Below are 17,508 nucleotides of genomic sequence, written 5' to 3' on the forward strand. Positions count from 1 at the left end.
TTAATGGCTTCGTGAACGGCGCAATAATCGGTCGATGAAGATGGCGGCTACAGTAGTAATTGTCGTTGCCAAGATGGTACTGGCGACAATTTCAGTTGGAGCCTGGGAACCATATTGCAGACGAATCGCAATAACGGTTGTTGGTATCAGCGTGATGCTCGATGTATTAATAACGAGAAACGTAATCATCGAATTACTAGCCTTGTCCGATTGACTAATTTTTTTCATTTCTTCCATCGCTTTTATTCCCATTGGAGTTGCAGCATTTCCGAGACCAAATAAATTAGCAGAGAAATTGGCTAATATATACCCCATCGCTGGATGGCCTGAAGGTATTTCGGGAAACAACCGGCTCACAATTGGCCGTGCTAGTTTCGCGAATGCTTCTAATATACCTGCACGCTCTGCCACTCTCATCATTCCAAGCCAAAAAATTAGAACACTTGATAAACTGATAACCAATGTCACTGCTTCATTTGACCCATCGAACAGTGCTTGATTTACTTCTTCCATTGTTCCGTTAAACATGGCATATACAATGCCTATAACAGCCATTAATGCCCATATTACATTAATCACGCTGATCACCTAAAAAATGTTGGAATTGTTGCCATATACCTGTCCACAGATTGGAACGTTCTTCACTAGGTGGTTCACCCAAGTATATACTTGTTGTTGTAATTGGCTCATCATTCAAATAGAACACTCTTTTACCGATTCGATCGAAAGCCCCAACAGTATCACTCAAATAGTTTTTGTATTCTATGGATTCAGCTTCTTCATCAGTTAATGGATAATGGATTGTTTCGTCTATACTTGCTGTAAGCCGCTCTTCCTGATCCAATTGAATTTCGAATGTGGATTGATCCTGAATATTTTGCAACGGATAATTTTCAAAACCCCATTCGAATAATCGCATATGATCCTGCCAATCATTTGGTGCATCTAATGTAACCATGATTAATGTTTGTCCATTTTTTTCAGCAGTTGAGACCAACGTTCTCCCTGCAGCCTTCGTGTAACCCGTCTTTCCTCCACTGCTATATTTATACATCTGTGTAAGCAATTTGTTTTTGTTCTTCCACGGATAGTCACGGGAAGATGATTTGTAAGAGGTGGTTCCGGATATTTTTTGGTAATCTTCATTATCCATCGCATATTTTGTTAATAATGCCATGTCATAGGCAGTGGAATAATGTGTGTCGGAATCAAGGCCATGTGCATTATCAAAATGGGAGTTCGTCATGCCTATCCACTTTGCTTTGTCATTCATTAAATAAGCAAAGCCTTCTTCACTTCCTCCCACATACTCACTGATCGCGACTGCAGCATCATTTCCTGAACGCAGCATCAGTCCATACACAAGGTCTTCCAAGCTAATTTCATCCTCTTTTTTCAAATAAATCGATGAACCTTCTGTTCTAATAGCATTATCAGATATGTTGACTTTATCGTCCATTTTTCCTGATTCTATTGCGAGAATAGCTGTCATAATTTTAGTAATACTTGCAATCAGGCTCGGTTCATCTGCATTTTTTTCAAATAATACCCTTCCTGTTTCCTGGTCCATCAATACCGCACTTTGCGCAGATACCTGTATATCAGCCGTTGCTTTAACATCAGCAGGTATAAACTGTAAAATACTTATGAGGACAATAATGCAATATCCTATTTTTCGCATGATACACCTCTTCCTACTTTTCCAGATACGTTTGTAACATTTTATGCAGACAAGCCATGCTTATGCCAAAAAAATAACCTTGTAACAAATTGTGCTACAAGGTTAATCTCCCATATTCTGCAAGCGATCAAAAAACAAATCTGCTTCTTGCTCAATATCCAGTTCATTAATATCTTCTGGCAGAGGCGGTAAATCATCGATCGAACTCAAACCGAAATACGTTAGAAACTCTACGGTTGTACCAAATAAGATTGGACGACCAACTCCTTCTTTTCTTCCAACCTCTTCTATTAATGCGCGAGAATTCAACGTTTGTAAAGGTCTTTCACTTTTCACGCCGCGAATTTGCTCTATTTCTGTTCTTGTAATTGGCTGTAAATAAGCGATAATGGCCAAAGTTTCCAGAGCAGCTTGTGATAATTTGGCATGAACCTTTGCCTCTTTCAGTTTAGAATAATATTCGCTATGTTCAGGCTTTGTTGTTAAAAATAGTACGTCCTGAGACTCCATCAGCATGATTCCTCGTTTGGCATGCTCATATTCGAACTTCAGTTCATTGATCAGGTGTTCCGCCATGTCTTTATCCAGATCTAAAACTTTCCTCAGTTCTTTTTTATGAATGCCTTCATCTCCAGCAGCGAAAATCAAACCTTCCAATATCGCCTTAATATCATTTATATCCAACTTCTATACCTCCATCAACATCAGTGCGTCTCGTAACGAGAGACGATCAGCTCGTCCAGGTTCTTCTCTTGCTTACAATGAATTCGGTTTTGTTTCATTAATTCTAAAATCGCAATAAAGGTTGCGACGATGTATGTTCTTGTTTTAGTGGGAAACAATTCAAAAAACGAAACTGGCTTATTCACCTGATCGATTGTCTCCATGATTTCTTCCATCCGCTGTTCAATAGGGATTTCCTGACGCTGAACGGATGTTTCTAATGGTCGGTTCCATTTCTTTCTCTCCAACACTTTACCTATTGCTTCAATCATATCATAGATATTCGCAGCACCTTCTGGTAATTGACGGTCTTCTTCTTCAAATTGCATCGGCGGTCTTGTATGGACCTGACTCTGTTCTACTTCACGATCCTTCAAGTGCTCTGCGGCTTCTTTATATTTACGATATTCTATTAATCGTCTCATTAATTCTTCACGAGGATCTTCTTCATATTCTTCCTCTATTTCAATTGCTGGGTTTGGAAGTAGTAATTTACTTTTGATCTCCAGTAATGTAGCAGCCATCACCAGATACTCACTAGCAATATCTAATTCTAACTGCTGCATAGTATGTATATACACCATATATTGCGAAGTGATTTCAGCAACTGGAATATCATAAATATCAATTTCGTATTTATTAATTAAGTGTAAAAGTAAATCTAAAGGGCCTTCGAAGCTTTCTAATTTCACTTGGTAATGATTCGGCATAAAAAAACTCCTAAAAAATACATTTTTTATGGGCGATTTAATACAAACGCCTATACGCGTATCCAATTCTTGCATACATTAATCTAGAAAGATCAATTCTTACAATTGATTAATTAATCTTTAGGAGGTTTGAAAATGGGATATTCATATGGCGGTGGATTTGCTTTAATCGTTGTGTTGTTCATTCTTTTAATCATCGTAGGTGCAGCTTGGTACTAGGATCAAACCTAATCAAAGCTTATCGTCTTTAAGGCGGTAAGCTTTCTCATTAATATGATTACATAGTTGTTTCTTTTTAGTATTCGTTTTTTTGTTATCTGATTAAGAGTCAAACTGCCCCGGTGTTATTTTTCTTGTTATTGAAAAGAACCTTTGCCAGTATTTGATCAGCAAAGGTTCTTACGTATTATTGATCCTCTTCTGTATTGCATTTTTTCAAGAATCTATCCGTTAATTCATTTGGGACTACGTCAAATGATGTACCATAATGATTCTTTAACGCATTAACCATTTTCTTTCCAAATCCCATATTGCGATGTGATGGATTTACCGTTATATGCTGAAGAACTGCTATCTTCGTTTCTTGATTTAAGAATACACCGACCGCACCCAAAATGTCCTCTTCTTCTTTCCATAAAAATAATTGCCAATCATCATTTGTTTCATATTCTTTGATGGTATCCTGCAACTTTTTTACTTCTTTCTCATCTGGCATTAAGGACAGTAAACCCATAGCGATTTTTTCAAACCTTTTTTTATAACGAATTAACATATTGAACCCCTCATTATTCATAACAAATTCATTTATTGATATGTTATGTTTTCATTCAAAAGTCGTTACTGTTTATTATTTCCAATCACTAGGAAGAAAATACAATTCCAAACCAGTAAAAACAGCCCCAAGCCATAGCTAAGACTAACAATATTACAAAAAGAAGAATGTTTCTTTTCTGCATATGTATCGTTCCTTTGAATGATAAAATCAATTGCCACTTTCCACTTTACAATAGTATAAACGTCATACATTGTCAAACATTATCAGAATTAGACAAATGATAGTGCTTTATACTTCTGTCACTCGAACTGTTTGCATCGCATCACCTTGGCGAATGCGGAGAACTGTATCCATTCCTTCTATTACTTGACCAAACACAGTATGCACACCGTCTAAATGTGGCTGTGGTTCATGAACGATAAAGAATTGACTTCCTCCCGTATCTTTTCCAGCATGTGCCATTGATAAACTGCCAGCGACATGTTTATGAGGATTTCCTTCTGTTTCACAATCGATGGTATATCCCGGACCACCCATTCCTGTTCCAGTTGGGTCACCGCCCTGTGCGACAAACCCAGGGATAACACGGTGGAAAACAATCCCATCATAAAATTTTTCGTTCGCTAATTTTTCGAAGTTTGCGACTGTGTTCGGTGCCGCCTCTTCATACATTTCAATTACAATTTTTTCTCCATTTTCAAATTCCATTACTGCTTGCTTCATTGTTCATTCCTCCTATTCGTATGATAAATCATTTTGGATCATGTCTTTATATGATTCTCGTTGTACAACTAGTTTATCCTCACCATTCTCGACAAATACAACAGCCGGTTTTGGAAATCGATTATAATGGTTGGACATGGAGTAGCCATAGGCACCCGTTGAAAAAACAGCCAAAATATCATTTGGTTCCACTTTCGGTAAGGTTATATCCCATATTAACATATCTCCGGATTCACAACATTTACCTGCAATCGAAACTTCCTCTTCCTCAATCGCATTTACTTTGTTGGCAATAACAGCTTCATATTTAGCCTGGTAAAGCGCTGGACGCAAGTTGTCAGTCATCCCACCGTCTACTGATACGTATTTACGAACGTTGGGTATTTCTTTGATAGATCCGATTGTGTATAAGGTTACACCTGCGTCTCCAACTATTGACCTTCCTGGCTCAATCCATATTTCCGGGAAAGCCATATCGTACTGGTCAATTTCTTCTTTGACTTTGGTAATTAAGGCTTCTACATAGGCAGGATGGGGAAGTGGATTATCTTCCTTTGTATATCTGATGCCAAAACCTCCACCCAGATTGACAACCTCGGATTCAAAACGGTGACGGTCTTTCCAAACTTTTAATGTGTGAAATAACCTTTCAATTGCCATTGTAAAACCGTCTGTTTCAAAAATTTGTGAACCTATATGACAATGTAATCCTTTAACATGTATGCGGTCAATCTGCCGTAATCGTTGAAGTGCTTCTTCCGCCTGCCCATTTGTCAGGTCAAATCCAAACTTAGAATCTTCATTACCGGTCAGAATGTAATCATGTGTATGTGCTTCGATGCCTGGTGTTACTCGAATGAGAACATCCATTTCACGTTTTTGTTCCTCTAAAATATGCGCCAATAATTCAATTTCATGAAAATTATCCACCACTATACAACCTATATTGTATTCAACTGCCATTGATATCTCATCGATACTTTTATTATTTCCATGCATATGTATTTTTTCTACAGGAAATTCCGCTTGGATAGCCGTATATAATTCACCTTGTGAGACAACATCAAGGCTTAAATTCTCCTGCTTAGCAATTTGCACCATCGCAACAGAAGAGAATGCTTTACTCGCATACGCAACTTGCGCGTTAATCCCATGTTTTTGAAAAGTATTTACAAATGCTTTAGCGTTTTGTCGGATTTTTTCTACATCATACACAAATAATGGTGTGCCATATTTTTTCGTTAATTCCACTGCATCAATACCAGCGATGGTTAACTGATTATTATGAATGGCTGTAAACGGTTGTATCATCATTTTCACCTCACCTGTCATTAGCTCCATTTGTCAAACAAAAATCCCTTATCCCTGTCTTTCTCCAAGACAGGTAGACAAGGGATGAGGCCATTCCCATTTCTACAAAATGTAACAAAGTATAAAGATAATTTATCACAGGCAAGTCATTACTTCAAGTATTATTTCTACTAGGTCAAGTTTGTTTTCGATTATTCTGCGGCTTTACGATACTTGGCCGGGTCTTTGATAAAGGTACTGCAACACGAAATAAAATTTGCCAAATAGCTTTATCATTAAAGGGAATGAACGGCCATAAATAAGGTGTTTGTAACGATCTTGTTGCAGCCAGTAATAAGATAAAAACAGTACTGCCAATTACAAACCCTTTAATTTGGAATATAAAAGTAATGATTACTAGCAATAATCTCATCATTTTATTCGCAACACTTAATTCATAACTTGGAGTAGCGAAAGAACCAATCGCTGCTATCGATACATAAAGAATAACTTCTGCACTAAACAACCCCACTTCTATGGCTATCTGACCGATCAATACAGCCGCTATTAACCCCATAGCCGTTGATAAAGGTGTGGGAGTATGTATAGCAGCCATCCTCAGAAACTCTATCCCGATATCCGCAAGTAGAATCTGAATAATAATAGGTACGTTACCTGTTTCATTCGGTCCAATAAATTGTAATTTTTCCGGAAGCAGTGATGGATCTAACACGAGCAGCATCCAAAGTGGTAACAAAAACAATGATGCAAAGATTCCGACAAACCTAATCCATCGTACAAATGTACCAACTGACGGAGACTCTCGATACTCCTCGGCATGTTGTACATGATGAAAATATGTAGTCGGCGTAATAATCATACTCGGAGACGTATCCACCATAATCAGAACATGACCTTCAAACAAGTGAGTTGACGCGACATCTGGTCTTTCCGTATAGCGTACAAGTGGATAAGGGTTTATCCCTTGATGAACTAAAAATTCTTCAATTGTTTTATCTGCCATCGAGATTCCATCTACATCAATTTCGTCCAATTCTTTTTTCAATAGGTCTACAAGATTCTGATCGGCAACATCTTGTAAGTAACAAATACATACATCCGTTTTTGAACGTTCCCCAACTTGCACCATTTCATTTCTTAGTCGTTCATCTCGTATTCTTCTTCTTGTCAAGGCTGTATTTTCTACTATGTTCTCTGTATATCCATCTCGAGAACCCCGAACTACTTTTTCCGTATCCGGTTCTTGTGGTTGTCTTCCAGGGTACGAACGAACATCCACAATAAAACATTCTTCCTCACCTTCTGCAAATACTACGAGAAGGCCCGACAATAACTGGTCGACTGCTTCATCCATCGTTTTCTTCTTCTCTACCTGCTGGTGAACGATGCGATTATTTATTTCTTCATATAGATCAGAATGTTCATTCTCATTATCATTTACAGAGATGAGTTTCTTAATGACTTCGATGACGTATTGCGTGTCTACTAAGCCCGTAACATAATACAGTTGCACTTTTTTCTTTAGAATTTTTAACTCGCGGAAACCGACATCAAAGGATACGCCGATTCCTAGTTTGGTTTTAAGAAATTCCTGATTCTTCTCTATGGAACGATTAATTGCTTGTTTCTTATTAGCCATAACGAACTCCTTCACTATATAATATCCACAAAAATGAGCCACTGAAATAAAGATCCTACAATTTTTCCGATCACAATGGCCATTAACAGCCATAATAGTTCTTTATCAATTCCTAGCCTTTTCATAAGTAACGGAAAAACATTTAACACTTCCGTTAATGCCGCTGCAAGCATTCCGACAAATATGCCATGTAATAATCCCCAAATTCCTAAAAATATCACTGGTATGTGCAATACCATATCGGTAAATGTCAGATACGTTCCAATCATCGCACCAATGATAACGCTGGCTTGATAATTTTTCAGCCAATGATTTGATTTGCTTAGCTGGACTAATCGGGGAATAATGCCTAGCACGGTTATAAATGCAACAAAACCAGTCCCTACCATTAACCCTGATCCAAAGCCGATTGCAATTTCCGCTATAATATGAAGGATGTTAAGAGTCATCGCGTTTGTTCAAAGCATTCTCATGATAGATTAAATATTGATCAAGGTCTTGCTGGTAATTAAACATCTCTACTTCAAGCGGGCTAGGTTCCTCGTTAAATCTTTTTTTGAAAATATGGTTAAAGAACAGGATCATACCTAACCCTAAACCGATTGAGTATGGTATTTGGATCCATAATGGCTTATCTTGCCGATCACCGGTCAGTAAATAGAAGAGTCCTTGATGTACTTCTTCCATACTAACATCATAATGGAAGTTCATTATCGCCATCGCAGATCCTATACAAAGCAGTAGCCAGATCGCAAAAATGAGGAGCAAATTTGCTTTCTTTTCTTCTTTTTTAATCTCGATAATGGTTTGATTCGAACCTAACAATTCGATCGTTAAGAATGGATAATGGGCTACAAGCGTTTCTAATAATTGAAAACCATCAATGACCGAGACATTATTATCTTTTTCGGTAATCTGATAAATCTTCAGTTCTTTCAATTTGTCCAAGAAATCAATATTACCTGTAATATGCGCAATATCACCGAGTCGGATCAAATGCTGCTTTTTCACAGCGATTTTCTTTTTCAAGCGAAGATATACTTTTTCCTCCTTCATATTCATCATCCCTTTTCTTAATAGGCTCTAGAGGAAATGTTTTTCTTAGTATGAGAGGAATTCAAGTTTTCATTCATTTTGTAGTAGAAAAGAAGTAATATGGAAGATTACTCAGCTAATATTCATGATCAATTTGGATATTTTTGGTAGGGGGTTCATAAGAACTCAGTGATCGCATACCTACATTTTAGTAAGACCTTTTCATAATACATTAATAAACAACTTCCTATAATATGGATTATGCAAACCGGAACTGTCTGACATGGAGTTAATTATGATAATTTTTATCTGCTTAGCAAAGCTCCGGAAATAGGCTCCGCGTCCTGTGGGCACGGCTTCAGCTAATTTATGAAAGAAAATTCTTTTCTTTCATAAATGGATCTTCAGCTCGCGCTGATTCCACTGGAGTCTCCGCCTATTTCCTACGCTTTAGGGAAGTGCTACAACGTATGGAACAGCAAAAAGCAGTGGTTCTAGGCATTTTTCAATAGCTATTATATATGCATACGATCACTATGCTAGCTCTTACAAAAATTGTAGAGTCCTAATTCTAGCGTAGGTCAACCACGTAGACTCCCATGGGACAGGCAGGCGCTGAAAATCCACAACGTCTGCACCTGCGTCTACTAGTAACGCTTCGAAGTATGCTTCCTCGGTGCAAGGTAGCAAAGAAGTGATTCATGTAGTAGCCTAGCTTCAGCCGTGCCCCTAGGACGCGAAGTGATTGGGCGGAGCGGTATCCTAACATACATAATATTTCAAAATCATCACTAAGCTGCTAGCATTACATAATCCATATTATAAGAACCAGAACCAATCTTCTTGTTCAGTATTGATATGACTGTACTTTTATACCTTCTTACTTGTTTGGAGAAACTTGGCATTCGCCTCGTCTATTAGTGAGTGACGACGTTTTTCTTATACTCGGTACATATTAAATATTCACTACTGAACAAAAAAAAGACTACCTGTTAAGGCAGCCTTAATTCATAATCTCTTCTTTTATTTTCTCCAGTATTTTCTTCTCTATTCGTGACACTTGCACCTGTGAGATTCCTAAACGATTGGCAACCTCGGTTTGTGTTTTGTCTTTATAATACCTCAAATAAACGATCAAACGCTCACGTTTATCTAAATCTTTAATGACTTGTTCCATCGTTAGTTTATCAAACCAGTTATCATTTACATCTGCGATTTGATCCAATAACGTAATAGGATCCCCGTCGTTTTCATAAACGGTTTCGTGAATAGATTGCGGTTTTTTGGTTGCCTCTTGTGCATGGATAATATCTTCTGGCGATAATTCTAACTTATCAGCAATTTCTTGAATTGTCGGAGCTCTTGATAATTCCTTTGTCAGATCATCTGTTACTCTTCTAATTTTATTGCCGATCTCTTTTAACGACCTGCTTACTTTAACGGTTCCGTCATCACGGATAAACCGCTGAATTTCACCAATAATCATAGGAACAGCATAGGTAGAAAATTTAACATCGTACTCCAGATCAAACTTATCAATCGACTTTAGTAAGCCGATACAGCCAATTTGGAATAAGTCATCCTGATCATAACCTCTGTTTAAAAATCTTTGTACAACGGACCATACTAAACGGATATTCTTTTCCACTAACAATGATCTAGCTTCTTCGTCTCCTTGCTGACTGAGTTGAATGTATTTTTTAACCTCTTTATCATCCAATGGTGAAGCGTTCGATATTTTAGTTTTCATAGGCATCACCTAATGACTCATACTTTTGCTGGTCTGAAAATCTTTCGTCATTTTCACTTGTGTGCCTTCTCCTGGGTGTGATATTATTTCGACCTTGTCCATAAAATTTTCCATAATGGTAAATCCCATTCCGGAACGTTCTAATTCCGGTTTAGATGTATAAAGGGGTTCTTTCGCTAAATCGATATTGTCAATGCCTGATCCCTCATCTTTAATAACAAGAGATAAGGAACGATCCGTTAACGTACAGGAAATATATACAAATTGATCAGGGTCTTCTTCGTAACCATGTATAATCGCATTTGTTACAGCTTCGGACACTACTGTCTTAATTTCTGTCAACTCATCCATCGTGGGATCTAATTGTGAAACAAAGGATGCAACCGACACCCTTGCAAAAGCCTCGTTCTCACTGACACTTTTAAATTTCAATTCCACGGCATTATTCACGATGCCACCCCCAAACTGGAAAGTGCAAAGTCTTCATTGGATTCCAATCGGACAATTTTAAACAAACCGGACATATCAAACAGTCGTTTTACAGCTGGATTTACTGAGCAGACAATCATTTCGCCGCCTAATTGTTTCACTTCTTTATATCTTCCTAATACGACGCCCAGCCCTGAGCTATCCATAAAGTGAAGTGCATTCAAATTCAGGATCACATGTTGAATTCCTTGTTTCTGAAGCTGCTCCTGCCATTCAATTTTTAATCGAGCAGCAGAATGGTGATCAAGTTCTCCATCCAGCCTGACAATCAAAACGTTTTGCACAACTGTAAACTGAGATTGTAATTGCATAATGTTTCCCTCCCTGTTCTTTTCTGTCTTACAAATTCTATTTTTGTTGGTCATATTCCTGCATCATGACAAAAGTAGAACGAAATCGCCTAAATAAATCGAATTTCGACTTCAAATGACGAATATAAAAATCAACTTTCTCTATCTTTATTTAAAAAAACGATTGAAATGTTCGTTTAAATAATTGCAACACATTGGCTTGTTCAACATCTTCTAAAATAGTTAAGTCTGTTTCACTCATTATCTGTTCACCATCCGTCACTTGTAACTTTCCTACGACGGTCCCTTTTTCCAATGGCAATGTAATGTCCTGATTAATCGTGATTTTGGTCTCTACTTTCTCTAGGTCTGTCCCTTTCGGATAGAGAATCGATACTGAATCACTCGTTACGACATCCACCTTTTGTTTGTTAGCCTTCAACCATTCAAAAGAGGTTACTACTTGATTTTTTTCATATAAAGGCTTTGTATCGAATTTGGCATAGGCATAATCAAGCAGTTTACTGATTTCATTATTACGGTCTTTCGGTGTTTTCGCACCCATAACAACAGCAATTGTCCTCATCCCATTCTTCTCTGCTGTTGCAGTCAGGCAGTATTTTGCTTCGTTGGTAAAACCAGTTTTTAAACCGTCCACACCATCGTAAAAGCGAACTAACTTATTCGTATTAACTAACCAAAATTCTTTTTCCGTTCCTTTTCGAAGATAGTCTTCATAAATGCTGGTATAATTCGTAATGGCTTCATATTTCAGTAATGCTTTCGCCATCACTGCCATATCATGAGCGGTGCTGTAATGATCTTCAGCAGGTAATCCGGTTGAATTCTGAAATTGTGTTGACGTTAAACCTAGATCCTTTACCTTATTATTCATCATTTCGACGAACGCTTCTTCACTGCCTGCAATTCTTTCTGCCATCGCTACACTCGCATCATTTCCAGAGGCAACAGCTATCCCCTTCAACAAGTCGTTCACTGTCATTTCTTCTCCCTCTTCTAGAAATATTTGTGATCCGCCCATAGAAGAGGCCTTTTCACTAACTTTTACTTTCTCATCTAATGTTAATTCTCCCTTTTCAATTGCTTCCATAATCAATAACATTGTCATGATCTTTGTCATGCTAGCAGGTGGTAATTTTTCATCAGAATTCTTATCATATAAAATATTGCCAGTATCTCGTTCGATTAATATCGCTGATTTAGAATTCTCAGCTAAGTCAAGTGACGTGTTCTCATTAACTTCCATCGAGATATGCTGGTCATTATGTTGCGCTAAAACAACACTTTGACTCATCAACATTGATAATAAAAAAACTGAAACAATACTTAACTTTTTCACAAATGTCACCTCCGATTAATAACATCACTATTTTTTCCAAAAAAATTCAAAGGTATAACCATTTGTGAAGATATTTTTTAAGATTTAATGGATGAACTTAGTTTTCCCCAAGCTTTGTACATTCTTAATTATCACACTACGTCGATCTTCTTCATCATTAACAGGTTAGAAAAACCAGGCATAAGCCGCGCGGTCCTATTTGAATTAAATTAAATACGACTACCTATAATATGATTATGTAAACCAAGAATGTATTGCAACTTGGTTATTTTGATAAACTTTATCTGCTTAGCAAAGCTACGGAAATAGACCTCGCAGGACGCGGAGTGGTTGGCCGGAGCGTTATTCTAGCACTTGAAACATTTCAAGAATACCGTACCGCTTAGCAGTTGACATAATCCATATTATCTGAAAAAACTTCATATTCAATGTGATTACTGCTGTAACTGCAATTTTATGCTTTCTTGACTGATAGAAAAGCGCAAGCGCCTGTTTAGAAACGTCGCGACTGGACGGCATTAACTGAGATAAAGGAATCAGGTTGAGCTTGCGAACCGATGCTGAAAGTCACCTTGTTTCTAAACGCCGAGAGGACACGGCTGTTCCTGTCAGTAAGTGTACGAATCTTAAAATTTTATACTTTACTGTATCAATAAACAAAAATAAAGATAGCAGAAAAACTGCTATCTTTATTTGATCACTTCATATATCATTTTCCGCTGATGTATCTTCTCTGTTTTTATCATATACGCCTGCTTCACCATACCTGCAACATCATCGACATCATCGCGGTCACTGTGTAATATTGCTAAGGTGTCGCCTTTCTTTACTTGATCTGCAATTTTTTTCTTGAGAGTGATACCGACGCCATGGTTAATCTTGTCTTCTTTTTTTGCTCTTCCTGCACCAAGATGCATAGCAGCTAATCCGATCTCATCTGCTTCCATTTCATGAATGTATCCTTCTTCATCTGCTTTCACTTCCACTTGATAAGTCGCGCTCGATAATTTTGACAAATCCTCAATATAGGAAGTATCACCAGACTGTGCTTTGATAAATTGATAGAAGGCATCGTATGCTTTTCCATTATCCAACAATGTTGCTAAGGCATCCGTTGCTTCCTTATAATTACGATAAATACCAGCAATCAAAGTCATGTGAGCAGCAAGTTCAATAGCTAATTCCCTTAAGTCATCTACTCGCTTCCCTTGTAACACTTCAATTGCTTCTTTTACCTCATTAGCATTACCAATCTCGTATCCAAGAGGTTGATTCATATCACTTATAACAGCAACTGTATTTCGACCTAGTTGATTACCGATAGTCACCATTTCTTTTGCTAATCGCTTCGAATCTTCTAATGACTTCATAAATGCTCCAGAGCCCGTTTTGACATCAAGTACAATACCGTCTGCCCCTGATGCAATTTTTTTACTCATTATTGAGCTGGCTATTAACGGGATCGAATCAACTGTAGCAGTTACATCACGTAATGCATACAGTTTCTTATCAGCAGGTGCTAAATTACCGGTTTGTCCGACTACTGCCAACTTGTACTTATTGACATTATCGATAAATTGCTGATTGGTTAATTCTACTTTAAAACCAGGAATCGCTTCTAATTTATCAATAGTACCACCTGTATGACCGAGCCCTCTGCCTGACATTTTGGCGACCGGAATACCCGCTGCAGCAACTAAAGGACCGACAATAAAAGTTGTCTTGTCACCGACTCCACCTGTTGAATGTTTATCCACCTTATGACCTTTGATTGGACTTAGATCAATGGTATCACCCGATTCGACCATGGCTTTCGTTAACAATGCTGTCTCTTTTCCGGACATTCCTTTGTAATAAATTGCCATCATTAATGCAGACACCTGATAGTCTGGAATTTCTTCATTCATGTAATGTGTGATAAAATAATTAATTTCTGCTTCTGACAAATCACCGCCATTACGCTTTCTTGCAATTATATCTACCATTCTCATCGCGAATACGCTCCTTAAGATTTAATTTCTTGCAGAAAACTAACACCATATTCTGGCATTTTTACATTAAAATTAGCAGCAACAGTTGCACCGATATCAGCGAAAGTTTGTCTTCGTGCTAATTCTTTTCCTCTTTTAATTCCGTTGTGATAGACAAGTAATGGTACATACTCTCTGGTATGGTCCGTTCCGTGATGAGTTGGATCGTTACCATGATCTGCCGTAATAATTAGCAGATCATCGTCCTTTAACTTAGTAAGAACTGCTGGTAATTGCTGATCAAAAGTCTCCAACGCTTGCCCATACCCATCCGGATCTCTTCGATGTCCGTATTTTGCATCAAAATCGACTAAATTAAGAAAATTTAAACCTGTAAATTCTTCATCCATCGATTCGATTAATTTTTCCATACCATCGTTATTATCATTTGTTCGAATTGATTTTGTAACGCCTTCTCCATCATAGATATCAGAAATCTTTCCTAACGCAAGCACATCAAAGCCACCATCTTTCAGTGCATTCATCACTGTATAACCAAAAGGCTTCAATGCATAATCATGTCTGTTTGCAGTCCGTTCAAAATGTCCAGGCTTACCTACAAATGGTCTAGCAATTACTCTACCGATCATATACTTCTCATCAAGAGTCAGTTCTCTGCATATTTCACAAATTTGATAAAGTTCCTTTACAGAGATAACCTCTTCATGTGCCGCTATTTGTAATACAGAGTCTGCTGACGTATAAACGATTAAATCTCCAGTTTCAAGATGATGAGGCCCTAATTCTTTAATGATTTCGGTACCAGAAGCAGGCTTATTACCTATAACCTTTCGTCCCGTTCTTTCCTCTATCTTATCAATTAATTCTTTTGGGAACTGTTCAAAAGTACGGAAGGGTGTGTCAATGTGCAAACCCATGATCTCCCAATGTCCTGTCATCGTATCTTTGCCGTTTGAGGCTTCCTGCATTTTCGTGAAATGTGCTTTGGGATGTTTCGATTCTTTTATTCCCTCTATTTGCCGAATATTACTTAGTCCGAGTTCAGCCATTGTTGGCATATGAAGACCATTACGATGAGTTGCAATATGGCCGAGCGTATCCGCTCCGATGTCGTTAAAATCAGCCGCATCTGGTGCTTCCCCAATTCCGACCGAATCTAATACAATTAAAAAAACACGATTAAAAGTTGTCAATTACAATCCCTCCTAATAATCCATACCCTGTCTACTTCGTTAATATGCTTCAAAAATGCTGTAATATAACACTTCAGTCTTACTAAATGGATAAAAGAGTGATATTTTATTTGTTTTAAATGAAGTTAAAAACGCCACGATCGTATCGTGACGTTTTATGCTCTCGGATGATGGCTTTTATATATATCTTTTAAACGCGATTTAGAGACATGGGTATAAATTTGCGTTGTGGAGATACTAACATGACCGAGCATTTCCTGGACTGCTCTTAGGTCCGCTCCATTTTCCAGCAAATGTGTTGCAAATGAATGGCGCAACGTATGAGGGGATAATTCTTTCTCAATTCCTGCTTCTCTAGCAAGTTCTTTCATAATCTTCCAAAACCCTTGTCTGCTTAGCGGGTTACCATGATGGTTAACAAACACGGTTTCAGTCTGTTTTTTTCTTACGAAGTCGCTTCTGGCTGTGTGAATGTATTTGTCTAAAGCATCGCTTGCCATCTCACCCAGAGGGACTATTCTTTCTTTTGAACCCTTTCCAAAGCATCGCACAAATCCCATAGTGAGATGTAAATCATTCATTTTTAAATCGATTAATTCTGAGACACGCAAACCAGTTGCATAGAGCGTTTCTAACATCGCTTTGTTACGAACGGTATATTTATCAGATGGCTGGATATTCAATAATTTATCAACGTCAGACAGTGATAATACTTTCGGTAATTTGCGATTTGCTTTTGGTGTTTCAATATGTAAACTAGGATCTTCTTTTAGTTGGTATTCCCGTATTAAAAACTGATGGAACAGACGCAACGTTGAAAGCATTCGAGCAATGGTAGCAGATGATCTCCCCTGATCATTCAAACTGTACAAAAACTGCATAATGTCGTTCCTGCTCACTTGTTTCCACTCCGCTAATTGTCGCTCCTTATGAAGATACTGATAATACTTCAGCAAGTCCCTTTTGTAGGCTTGCAAAGTATTATCAGACAATCCTCTTTCAATTTTCAAGAAATGAAAGAATTCTTCCACGGGATATTGCATTTCATTCATTGTTTATTCTCCCAATCGAAAAAAAATACTAAGTCTTTCCCATACATCTGTTTCTTCCTGAGGTTGAAATACTTTTACTGCGTCACCTTGTGGATATTCGTAGCGATGCAAATCTTCGTATTCATGATGCAACGCTTTAATAACGTAATAAAATAGCATTGTACATAAAACGAATATCACAAAAAACTTCATCATTTCGATTAACATTTTAAATACGGAAGACATATGGCATTCTCCTAATAGAAATCATTCTATTAGAATTTATACCAGTTTTAGAGAAAAATATACCTATTTTGCAGCCAATTTTTTTGCTTCGCAATTTCGGCAGATTCGATCCTGGCATACTTGGCAGATGCCATGAAACGTTAAACGGTGATCCTTGACAATAAAGCCCCAATCCGTCTGTACAATTTCCTCAACATCTTCTAATAAATCGTCGGTAATTTCTTCGACAGATCCACACTCTGTACAAACTAAATGATGATGGAAATGCTTTGCTCCTTCTTTACGAAGATCATAGCGTGATACTCCATCACCAAAATTAATTTTATCTACAACTTCTATTTCTGTTAACAATTCTAACGTTCTATATACCGTAGCTAAACCTATTTCTGGTGCCTTGTCTTTTACTAACAAATAGACATCTTCTGCACTTAGATGATCTTCTTCTCTTTCCAATAAAACACGAACAGTCGCTTCTCGCTGTGGAGTCAATTTATAGCTTTGTGCGTGTAATTCCTTTTTTATACGATCTAATCGGTGTTCCATATGAAGACCTCCTTACAT

General features: G+C 37.6%; 20 protein-coding genes. 1 reads left to right on the forward strand and 19 read right to left on the reverse strand.

The window, feature by feature from the left end:
* The 4 genes from MUN87_RS03145 to MUN87_RS03160 form a co-directional block, all read right to left on the reverse strand.
* Positions 1–579, reverse strand: coding sequence for a nucleoside recognition domain-containing protein (locus MUN87_RS03145; protein WP_244746215.1), 579 nt, complete (start codon positions 577–579; stop codon positions 1–3).
* On the reverse strand, positions 572–1,681 hold the full coding sequence (locus tag MUN87_RS03150; protein ID WP_305037435.1) for a D-alanyl-D-alanine carboxypeptidase family protein: 1,110 nt from the start codon (positions 1,679–1,681) through the stop codon (positions 572–574). Before MUN87_RS03150 ends, MUN87_RS03145 begins: the two co-directional genes overlap by 8 nt.
* A gap of 102 nt (positions 1,682–1,783) precedes the next feature.
* Positions 1,784–2,365, reverse strand: a complete 582-nt coding sequence (gene scpB / locus MUN87_RS03155) for an SMC-Scp complex subunit ScpB (RefSeq protein ID WP_244746216.1) — start codon at positions 2,363–2,365, stop codon at positions 1,784–1,786.
* 20 nt (positions 2,366–2,385) lie between these two features.
* The gene (locus MUN87_RS03160; RefSeq protein ID WP_244746217.1) at positions 2,386–3,114 is read right to left on the reverse strand and encodes a segregation/condensation protein A; all 729 of its coding nucleotides are present in this window, start codon (positions 3,112–3,114) and stop codon (positions 2,386–2,388) included.
* Positions 3,115–3,249: 135 nt separating this feature from the next.
* Here MUN87_RS03160 and MUN87_RS03165 point away from each other — a divergent pair, with 135 nt between their 5' ends.
* On the forward strand, positions 3,250–3,333 hold the full coding sequence (locus MUN87_RS03165; RefSeq protein ID WP_244724578.1) for a YjcZ family sporulation protein: 84 nt from the start codon (positions 3,250–3,252) through the stop codon (positions 3,331–3,333).
* Positions 3,334–3,520: 187 nt separating this feature from the next.
* Here MUN87_RS03165 and MUN87_RS03170 read toward each other — a convergent pair whose 3' ends face one another.
* The 15 genes from MUN87_RS03170 to fur all read right to left on the reverse strand — a co-directional run bounded on the left by MUN87_RS03170 (position 3,521) and on the right by fur (position 17,490).
* A complete protein-coding gene (locus tag MUN87_RS03170; protein WP_244746218.1) occupies positions 3,521–3,886 on the reverse strand; it encodes a GNAT family N-acetyltransferase in 366 nt (121 codons plus the stop codon).
* Between the two features lie 291 nt (positions 3,887–4,177).
* Positions 4,178–4,612: a peptidylprolyl isomerase gene (locus MUN87_RS03175; RefSeq protein ID WP_244746219.1), complete on the reverse strand. Its 435-nt coding sequence runs from the start codon at positions 4,610–4,612 to the stop codon at positions 4,178–4,180.
* A 12-nt stretch (positions 4,613–4,624) separates the two neighbouring features.
* The gene (lysA, locus tag MUN87_RS03180) at positions 4,625–5,926 is read right to left on the reverse strand and encodes a diaminopimelate decarboxylase (protein ID WP_244746220.1); all 1,302 of its coding nucleotides are present in this window, start codon (positions 5,924–5,926) and stop codon (positions 4,625–4,627) included.
* A 172-nt stretch (positions 5,927–6,098) separates the two neighbouring features.
* Complete coding sequence (locus MUN87_RS03185; protein WP_244746221.1) at positions 6,099–7,562, reverse strand: spore germination protein; 1,464 nt, start codon at positions 7,560–7,562, stop codon at positions 6,099–6,101.
* A 14-nt stretch (positions 7,563–7,576) separates the two neighbouring features.
* On the reverse strand, positions 7,577–8,011 hold the full coding sequence (locus tag MUN87_RS03190) for a stage V sporulation protein AB (RefSeq protein ID WP_244746222.1): 435 nt from the start codon (positions 8,009–8,011) through the stop codon (positions 7,577–7,579).
* On the reverse strand, positions 8,001–8,618 hold the full coding sequence (locus tag MUN87_RS03195) for a stage V sporulation protein AA (protein WP_244746223.1): 618 nt from the start codon (positions 8,616–8,618) through the stop codon (positions 8,001–8,003). The genes MUN87_RS03190 and MUN87_RS03195 overlap by 11 nt, the downstream gene beginning before the upstream one ends.
* A 982-nt stretch (positions 8,619–9,600) precedes the next feature.
* Positions 9,601–10,347 (reverse strand): RNA polymerase sporulation sigma factor SigF, encoded by a 747-nt coding sequence (gene sigF, locus MUN87_RS03200; protein WP_244746224.1) that lies wholly within the window; start codon positions 10,345–10,347, stop codon positions 9,601–9,603.
* A 9-nt stretch (positions 10,348–10,356) separates the two neighbouring features.
* Positions 10,357–10,797 carry an anti-sigma F factor gene (gene spoIIAB, locus MUN87_RS03205; RefSeq protein WP_244746225.1) on the reverse strand — a complete coding sequence of 147 codons (441 nt, stop codon included), beginning with the start codon at positions 10,795–10,797 and terminating at the stop codon, positions 10,357–10,359.
* Positions 10,794–11,147, reverse strand: coding sequence for an anti-sigma F factor antagonist (gene spoIIAA, locus MUN87_RS03210; protein WP_244746226.1), 354 nt, complete (start codon positions 11,145–11,147; stop codon positions 10,794–10,796). Before spoIIAA ends, spoIIAB begins: the two co-directional genes overlap by 4 nt.
* Positions 11,148–11,298: 151 nt before the next feature.
* Complete coding sequence (locus tag MUN87_RS03215; protein ID WP_439649653.1) at positions 11,299–12,441, reverse strand: D-alanyl-D-alanine carboxypeptidase family protein; 1,143 nt, start codon at positions 12,439–12,441, stop codon at positions 11,299–11,301.
* A gap of 734 nt (positions 12,442–13,175) precedes the next feature.
* Positions 13,176–14,477 (reverse strand): pyrimidine-nucleoside phosphorylase, encoded by a 1,302-nt coding sequence (locus MUN87_RS03220; RefSeq protein ID WP_244746227.1) that lies wholly within the window; start codon positions 14,475–14,477, stop codon positions 13,176–13,178.
* A gap of 14 nt (positions 14,478–14,491) precedes the next feature.
* On the reverse strand, positions 14,492–15,670 hold the full coding sequence (gene deoB / locus MUN87_RS03225; RefSeq protein WP_244746228.1) for a phosphopentomutase: 1,179 nt from the start codon (positions 15,668–15,670) through the stop codon (positions 14,492–14,494).
* A gap of 155 nt (positions 15,671–15,825) precedes the next feature.
* Complete coding sequence (gene xerD / locus MUN87_RS03230) at positions 15,826–16,713, reverse strand: site-specific tyrosine recombinase XerD (RefSeq protein WP_244747869.1); 888 nt, start codon at positions 16,711–16,713, stop codon at positions 15,826–15,828.
* Positions 16,714–16,725: 12 nt separating this feature from the next.
* Complete coding sequence (locus tag MUN87_RS03235) at positions 16,726–16,947, reverse strand: DUF4227 family protein (protein WP_244746229.1); 222 nt, start codon at positions 16,945–16,947, stop codon at positions 16,726–16,728.
* A 63-nt stretch (positions 16,948–17,010) separates the two neighbouring features.
* A complete protein-coding gene (gene fur / locus MUN87_RS03240; RefSeq protein ID WP_244746230.1) occupies positions 17,011–17,490 on the reverse strand; it encodes a ferric iron uptake transcriptional regulator in 480 nt (159 codons plus the stop codon).
* Positions 17,491–17,508 lie beyond the last annotated feature (18 nt).

Source organism: Gracilibacillus salinarum, from assembly GCF_022919575.1.
GTDB classification, from domain to species: Bacteria; Bacillota; Bacilli; order Bacillales; family Amphibacillaceae; genus Gracilibacillus; species Gracilibacillus salinarum.

Bases quoted from the DNA above. Each gene is read 5' to 3' on its own strand.
- MUN87_RS03150 (WP_305037435.1), bottom strand. From the start codon at position 1,681: ATGCGAAAAATAGGATATTGCATTATTGTCCTCATAAGTATTTTACAG.
- MUN87_RS03160 (WP_244746217.1), bottom strand. From the start codon at position 3,114: ATGCCGAATCATTACCAAGTGAAATTAGAAAGCTTCGAAGGCCCTTTA.
- MUN87_RS03165 (WP_244724578.1), top strand. From the start codon at position 3,250: ATGGGATATTCATATGGCGGTGGATTTGCTTTAATCGTTGTGTTGTTC.
- MUN87_RS03170 (WP_244746218.1), bottom strand. From the start codon at position 3,886: ATGTTAATTCGTTATAAAAAAAGGTTTGAAAAAATCGCTATGGGTTTA.
- MUN87_RS03175 (WP_244746219.1), bottom strand. From the start codon at position 4,612: ATGAAGCAAGCAGTAATGGAATTTGAAAATGGAGAAAAAATTGTAATT.
- lysA (WP_244746220.1), bottom strand. From the start codon at position 5,926: ATGATGATACAACCGTTTACAGCCATTCATAATAATCAGTTAACCATC.
- MUN87_RS03185 (WP_244746221.1), bottom strand. From the start codon at position 7,562: ATGGCTAATAAGAAACAAGCAATTAATCGTTCCATAGAGAAGAATCAG.
- MUN87_RS03190 (WP_244746222.1), bottom strand. From the start codon at position 8,011: ATGACTCTTAACATCCTTCATATTATAGCGGAAATTGCAATCGGCTTT.
- MUN87_RS03195 (WP_244746223.1), bottom strand. From the start codon at position 8,618: ATGAAGGAGGAAAAAGTATATCTTCGCTTGAAAAAGAAAATCGCTGTG.
- sigF (WP_244746224.1), bottom strand. From the start codon at position 10,347: ATGAAAACTAAAATATCGAACGCTTCACCATTGGATGATAAAGAGGTT.
- spoIIAA (WP_244746226.1), bottom strand. From the start codon at position 11,147: ATGCAATTACAATCTCAGTTTACAGTTGTGCAAAACGTTTTGATTGTC.
- MUN87_RS03215 (WP_439649653.1), bottom strand. From the start codon at position 12,441: ATGAGTCAAAGTGTTGTTTTAGCGCAACATAATGACCAGCATATCTCG.
- MUN87_RS03220 (WP_244746227.1), bottom strand. From the start codon at position 14,477: ATGAGAATGGTAGATATAATTGCAAGAAAGCGTAATGGCGGTGATTTG.
- xerD (WP_244747869.1), bottom strand. From the start codon at position 16,713: ATGCAATATCCCGTGGAAGAATTCTTTCATTTCTTGAAAATTGAAAGA.
- MUN87_RS03235 (WP_244746229.1), bottom strand. From the start codon at position 16,947: ATGTCTTCCGTATTTAAAATGTTAATCGAAATGATGAAGTTTTTTGTG.
- fur (WP_244746230.1), bottom strand. From the start codon at position 17,490: ATGGAACACCGATTAGATCGTATAAAAAAGGAATTACACGCACAAAGC.